Source organism: Zavarzinia sp. (assembly GCF_049306435.1).
GTDB lineage: Bacteria > Pseudomonadota > Alphaproteobacteria > Zavarziniales > Zavarziniaceae > Zavarzinia.
Genome location: NZ_JBAQRT010000028.1, coordinates 1 through 4,995, shown reverse-complemented (window position 1 = coordinate 4,995; position 4,995 = coordinate 1). Strand labels below are relative to the sequence as shown.

At 68.1% G+C, this 4,995-nt stretch carries 4 protein-coding genes; 1 reads left to right on the top strand and 3 read right to left on the bottom strand.

The annotated features are described in order from the left end of the window. Positions 1 to 1,140: PLP-dependent aminotransferase family protein (locus WAZ62_RS01500; RefSeq protein WP_422641762.1), on the top strand; the 1,140-nt coding region annotated here is incomplete at its 5' end. A 9-nt stretch (positions 1,141 to 1,149) separates the two neighbouring features. Here the strand turns inward: WAZ62_RS01500 and WAZ62_RS01495 are convergent. The 3 genes from WAZ62_RS01495 to WAZ62_RS01485 form a co-directional block, all read right to left on the bottom strand. Continuing rightward, a complete protein-coding gene (locus WAZ62_RS01495; RefSeq protein WP_422641761.1) occupies positions 1,150 to 4,179 on the bottom strand; it encodes an FG-GAP-like repeat-containing protein in 3,030 nt (1,009 codons plus the stop codon). Positions 4,180 to 4,362: 183 nt separating this feature from the next. After that, positions 4,363 to 4,695: a hypothetical protein gene (locus tag WAZ62_RS01490; protein WP_422641760.1), complete on the bottom strand. Its 333-nt coding sequence runs from the start codon at positions 4,693 to 4,695 to the stop codon at positions 4,363 to 4,365. An 84-nt stretch (positions 4,696 to 4,779) separates the two neighbouring features. Further along, positions 4,780 to 4,995: MarR family winged helix-turn-helix transcriptional regulator (locus tag WAZ62_RS01485; protein WP_422641759.1), on the bottom strand; the 216-nt coding region annotated here is incomplete at its 5' end.

The window sequence follows — 4,995 nt, the reverse complement described above, 5'->3', positions numbered from 1 at the left end:
GGCCTCGTCGGCATGGACCACGAGCGGCCGGCCAGCGGCGGCACCGTGATCAATCTGTCGGTCAACCGCCCGGCCATGGGGCCGCAGCTCGAGGCGATGCAGGCGACCCTCGTTCATCTGGCGCGGGCGCCCGATCTTTCCGCCGTGATGGGCTATCAGTTTCCGGCCGGCTCGCCGTCGCATCGCGCGGCCGGCGCGGCCTGGCTGCGCCGGGCCGGCATGGAGGTGACGCCGGACCAGGTGCTGGTCACCGCCGGTTGCCAGAATGCCCAGACCATCGCCCTGATGACCGTGGCCCGCCCGGGCGACATCCTGCTGACCGAGGCCCTGGCCTATCCCGGGCTGACTTCGCTCGCCCGGCGCCTCGGCCTGACGCTGGAGCCGGTGGCGATCGACGGGGACGGGATGCGCGCCGATGCGCTGGATGCCGCCTGCCGGGGCGGCGGCCGGCGTTTCGTCTATCTGACGCCGACGATCCAGAACCCGACCGGCGTCGTCATGTCGGGGGAGCGACGGCGGGCGATCGCCGCCGTGGCCGAGCGGAATGACGCCTTCCTGATCGAGGATGACGTCCACGGCTTCCTCGCGCCGAAACAGGTCCCGATCGCCATGCTGGCGCCGGAGCGGACGATTTTCGTCACTTCGGTCTCGAAGGCGCTGATGCCGGGCCTGCGCATCGGTTACATGTCGTTGCCGCGCCGCCTGGTCGATGCCGCGACCGAGACCATGCGGGCGACCACCCTGATGGCGCCGCCCCTGATGGCCGATATCGTCGCGCGCTGGATCGGCGACGGCACCGCCGAACGGCTGACCCAATGGCAGGTCGGCGAGATCGCCCGCCGCAACGAGATCGCCGAACGCATCCTCGGCCTGCCCACCCCGGCGCAAGGCCGGGTGCGTTCATTCCATCTGTGGCTGCCGGTCGAGAACGGACGGCGGGCGGCCGATGTCGTCGATGCCGCCCGCGCGCTGGGCGTCCATGTCGCCGCCGCCGCCGCTTTCCAGGTCGGTCGCGGGGCGGCCCCGGAAGCCCTGCGGGTCAGCCTGTCGGCGGCCAGCGACATGGGCGAACTGGCCGACGGCCTGTCCCGCCTCGCCGAGGCGCTGCGCTTCTGCCCGGACGAGCCCGCCCTGGTCTGACCGCCCGGCTCAGGCGACGAACTGGAACGAATCCGCCGTCAGCGCCGACAGGGCCACATTTTCCAGCACGATGGAATGGGCGGCGTTGTAGGTGATGACGACATCGCCGTCGACCTCCACGCTATGGGCGAGGACATCGGCGAAATCGTCGAACAGCCCGTCGGCGAAGGTGATGATGTCATAGGGGGCGTTGCGGTTCGCGACGAAGTCGGTGATGCGGTCGTGGCCGAAGCCGGCCTGGAAGACGAAATTGTCCCAGCTGCCACCATCGGCACCGCCGCCGGTCAATGTATCGTCGCCGGCCCCACCGTCGATCCAGTCGGGCGTCACGTCGCCGGTGATCGTATTGGCGAGGGCATTGCCGGTGACATGGCCACTGTACGGATCGGCCAGGATGGCATTTTCGATCCCCTCGGCCATGACGAAGTGCAGGCCGTCGCCGCCATAGATCACCGTGTCGATGCCGCCGCCGCCGGCCTCCCGGCTCTCGTCGACGAGATCGCCGTAACTGTCGACGACATAGGTATCGTTGCCGGCGCCGCCGACCATGAGATCGACGCCGCTGCCGCCGTCCAGCCTATCGTCGCCCCGGCCGCCGAACAGGATGTCGACACCGCCCAGCCCGCGCAGCACATTGTCGCCGGCGCCGCCGAGCATGATGTTGGCCGCGCCATTGCCGGTGCCGTCGATGGCGCCCGAGGTGGTGATCACCAGATCGTCGAGGCCGGAGCCGAGGGTGAAACTCGCGCTGGCGAAAACCGTGTCGTGGCCGTCGCCATGGGCCTCGCTCGCGACATCGAGGCTGGAATCGACGACATAGAGATCGTTGCCGAGGCCGCCATACATCCGGTCGTCACCGCTGCCGCCGTCGAGCAGGTCACTGCCGTCACCGCCTTCGAGCTTGTCGTTGCCGGCCTTGCCCGACAGCGCGTCGTCGCCGCCGAGACCCAGCAGGATATTGTTCGCGGCATTGCCGGTCAGGACATTGTCCAGTTCGTTGCCGGTGCCGTCGATCCGGGCGCTGCCGCGCAGCAGGAGGTTTTCGATATTGGCGCCCAGGGTGAGGGAGAGGGTGCTCTGCACCGTGTCGACGCCGCCATCCGCCGCTTCCTCGATCGCGTCGCCGGCATCGTCGACGACATAGGTATCGTTGCCGCCGAGACCGCGCAGCAGATCGGCGCCACGACCGCCGTTCAGCACGTCGTCGCCAGCGCCGCCGGTGATCGTGTTGGCGAGCGTGTTGCCCGTCCCCTCGAAAGCGCCGACGCCGGTAAAGACCAGCGCTTCGACATTGGCGCCCAGCTGATAGGCGCCAAGGGCGGTCAGCATCGTGTCGTGGCCACCATCGCCGGCCTCGACCACCGTATCGCCCAGGCTGTCGACGACATAGGTATCGTCGCCGCCCCGCCCGCGCAGGATATCGTCGCCCGCGCCGCCATCCAGCCGGTTGGCGCCGTCGTCGCCCGAGATATCGTCCGCCCCGCCGGTGCCGAAGACATTCTCGATGCCGATCAGCGTGTCGTTGCCAAGGCCGGTGCCGCTCGATGTGCCGGCCGCGAGGTCGACGATGGCGCCCGCCGACGAGCCGGCGAAGCTGACGGTATCGCTGCCGGCGCCGCCGTCGAGGATATCGCTGCCCGATCCGCCGATCAGGATGTCGTCGCCGAGCGCGCCCTTGAGGTGATCATTGCCGCGCGCCCCCTTCAGGATGTCGTCATCGCCGCTACCGACATGGAAATCGCCGGCCGAGGTGCCGACCCAGTTCTGGGCATCGCCGGCATGGCCGAGGATGACATGAGTGATGCCGGCGCCAATGCCGTAACCGTAATCGGCGTAATAGGGCCGCGGATCGTCGGCGAAGGGCGTGCCCACGGCGATGTCGTCGAAGCCGTCGCCGTTGAAGTCGCCCGCCTTGTTGATGCTAAGGTTGCGGGTATCGAAGCCGGCGCCGCTGATCAGGAAGCCGTCGCTGCCGTCGACCGCGCGGATGGAGAAGCTGGCGCCCGTGTTGCCGGTGTGGCCGAACAAGACACCGCCGCCGACGATGATGTCGGCGAGGCCGTCGCCATTCACGTCGCCCGCGGCCCCGGCCCCGGACCCGCCGCCGGTGATGGCGAAGCCGTTGCTGCCGTCGATGGTGCCGAGGGCGATGTCGGTCTGCGCGGCGTCGGCGCGGCCGAAGACGATATAGACCTTGTTTTTGCCCCCGACGCCGATGATGAGATCGTCGATGCCGTCGCCGTTCACGTCGCCCGCGGCGCCGACGGAGGTGCCGGTGCCGCTGCCCGCCGCACCGGTGATGCGATAGCCGTTGCTGCCGTCGACCGCGGTGACGTCGACCGTGGCGGTGAAGCCGCCGGCCTTGCCGAACAGCACATAGCCGGCGGTATCGGCATTGCCGAAGATCAGGTCGTCGTAACCGTCGCCGTTGACGTCGCCCGCAGCGGCCATGCGGCTGAAGGCGCCGGCCGGCTGGAAGCCGTTGCTGCCGTCGACGGCGGGGGACTCGAGGTTGGCGGGCAGGCCGGAAGCGCTGCCGAAGACAATGGTGCCGCCGGCGATGATGTCGTCGAAACCGTCACCGTTCACATCGCCGGCGGCGTCCAGGTGGGACTGGTATGTGCCGATTTGGACAAAGCCGCCCGCCGAGCCGAAGACGATATAGTTTTCGTAGGTGCCCCAAATGTGGCCACCGTCGCCGCCATATGAGAAATCATCGAAACCGTCGCCATTGACGTCGCCGAGGACACCGAGGCGGCGCCCGATATATTCGTAGTCGGCACGGGAGCCAAAGAAGAACGGGCCGGACAGATCGCGGTCGCTGAAGAAGGGACCCGCCGAGCCCTCGACCAGGGTGGCGAGACCTTGGTAGTCGGAGCTCAAGGGCGAACCGACCATGATATCGGCGAAGCCGTCGCCATTGACGTCGCCGACACCGGCGACCGCCGTGGCGCTGAGTTCATACTCCCAGCCGATCAGGCGAAAGCCGTTTTCGCCGTCAAGCGTGTACAATTGAAGTGTCGCCGGAAAATCGGTCATGGGTGCCCCCTGTTGGCGCGACCGTCATCCCCCCCGATCCCGCGGATTTTGGGAGATCATGGCACCAAAGGGCATGGAAGCACAATCAAGAGTTCTATAATCAAAGCCGATCCACCTGCGGTAAGCAGATGCGCATCGTCGAGGACGCCGGGAGGGGCTCAGAAGGGGCTCAGGGGGGGCGCCTCAGACGTGACGCATGTTGGAGACAACCAGCTCGAGGCCATGTTCGTGGCGGCGCAACTGCTTGGTCGCGAGCGCGGGCAGGGGAATGCCGTGGTTGATGCAGTGGAACACGAGCGACGCCGCCAGCGTGGCGCTGTCCAGCGTGAAGTCCGCCGGAACGTCGGTGCCATCGGCCAGAATCTGGAACCTGCCCTCGATTTCCGGCGGCGCGGTGAACACCATGCCCACCACCTTGCCGCTGGGAATGGGCAATTTGCGGTGGCGATGGAAATTGGCGATGGCCGCGACGATCTCGTGCGGCGCGAAGGCGATGGTGTGGACTTCCGTGGTCATGCCGCCGCTTCCCGCTGTGCCCATTGGGCTGCCATCAAGCTGCGGAACAATCGTTAATTTTCGGCGAACGACAGGGGTCCGGTATCAGGTGATCGCCTTCAGCGTGTCCCGCAGCGCCGCCGGTGCCGGAATTTCCGCCTCGACCGCGACATGGGCGGCACGCCACAGGGGCAGGGCGGCGGCCAGCCTTTCCTCGCCTTGCGGGGTCAGCACGAGCCGGCGGCGGCGGCGGTCGCCCGGCGCGGTCTCGATCCGGACCAGGCCCTGGCGCTCCAGCGGCTTCAGCGCGGCGGTCAGGGT

Coding starts and splice junctions, on each gene's coding strand:
- WAZ62_RS01495 (WP_422641761.1), bottom strand. CDS start 4,179: ATGACCGATTTTCCGGCGACACTTCAATTGTACACGCTTGACGGCGAA.
- WAZ62_RS01490 (WP_422641760.1), bottom strand. CDS start 4,695: ATGACCACGGAAGTCCACACCATCGCCTTCGCGCCGCACGAGATCGTC.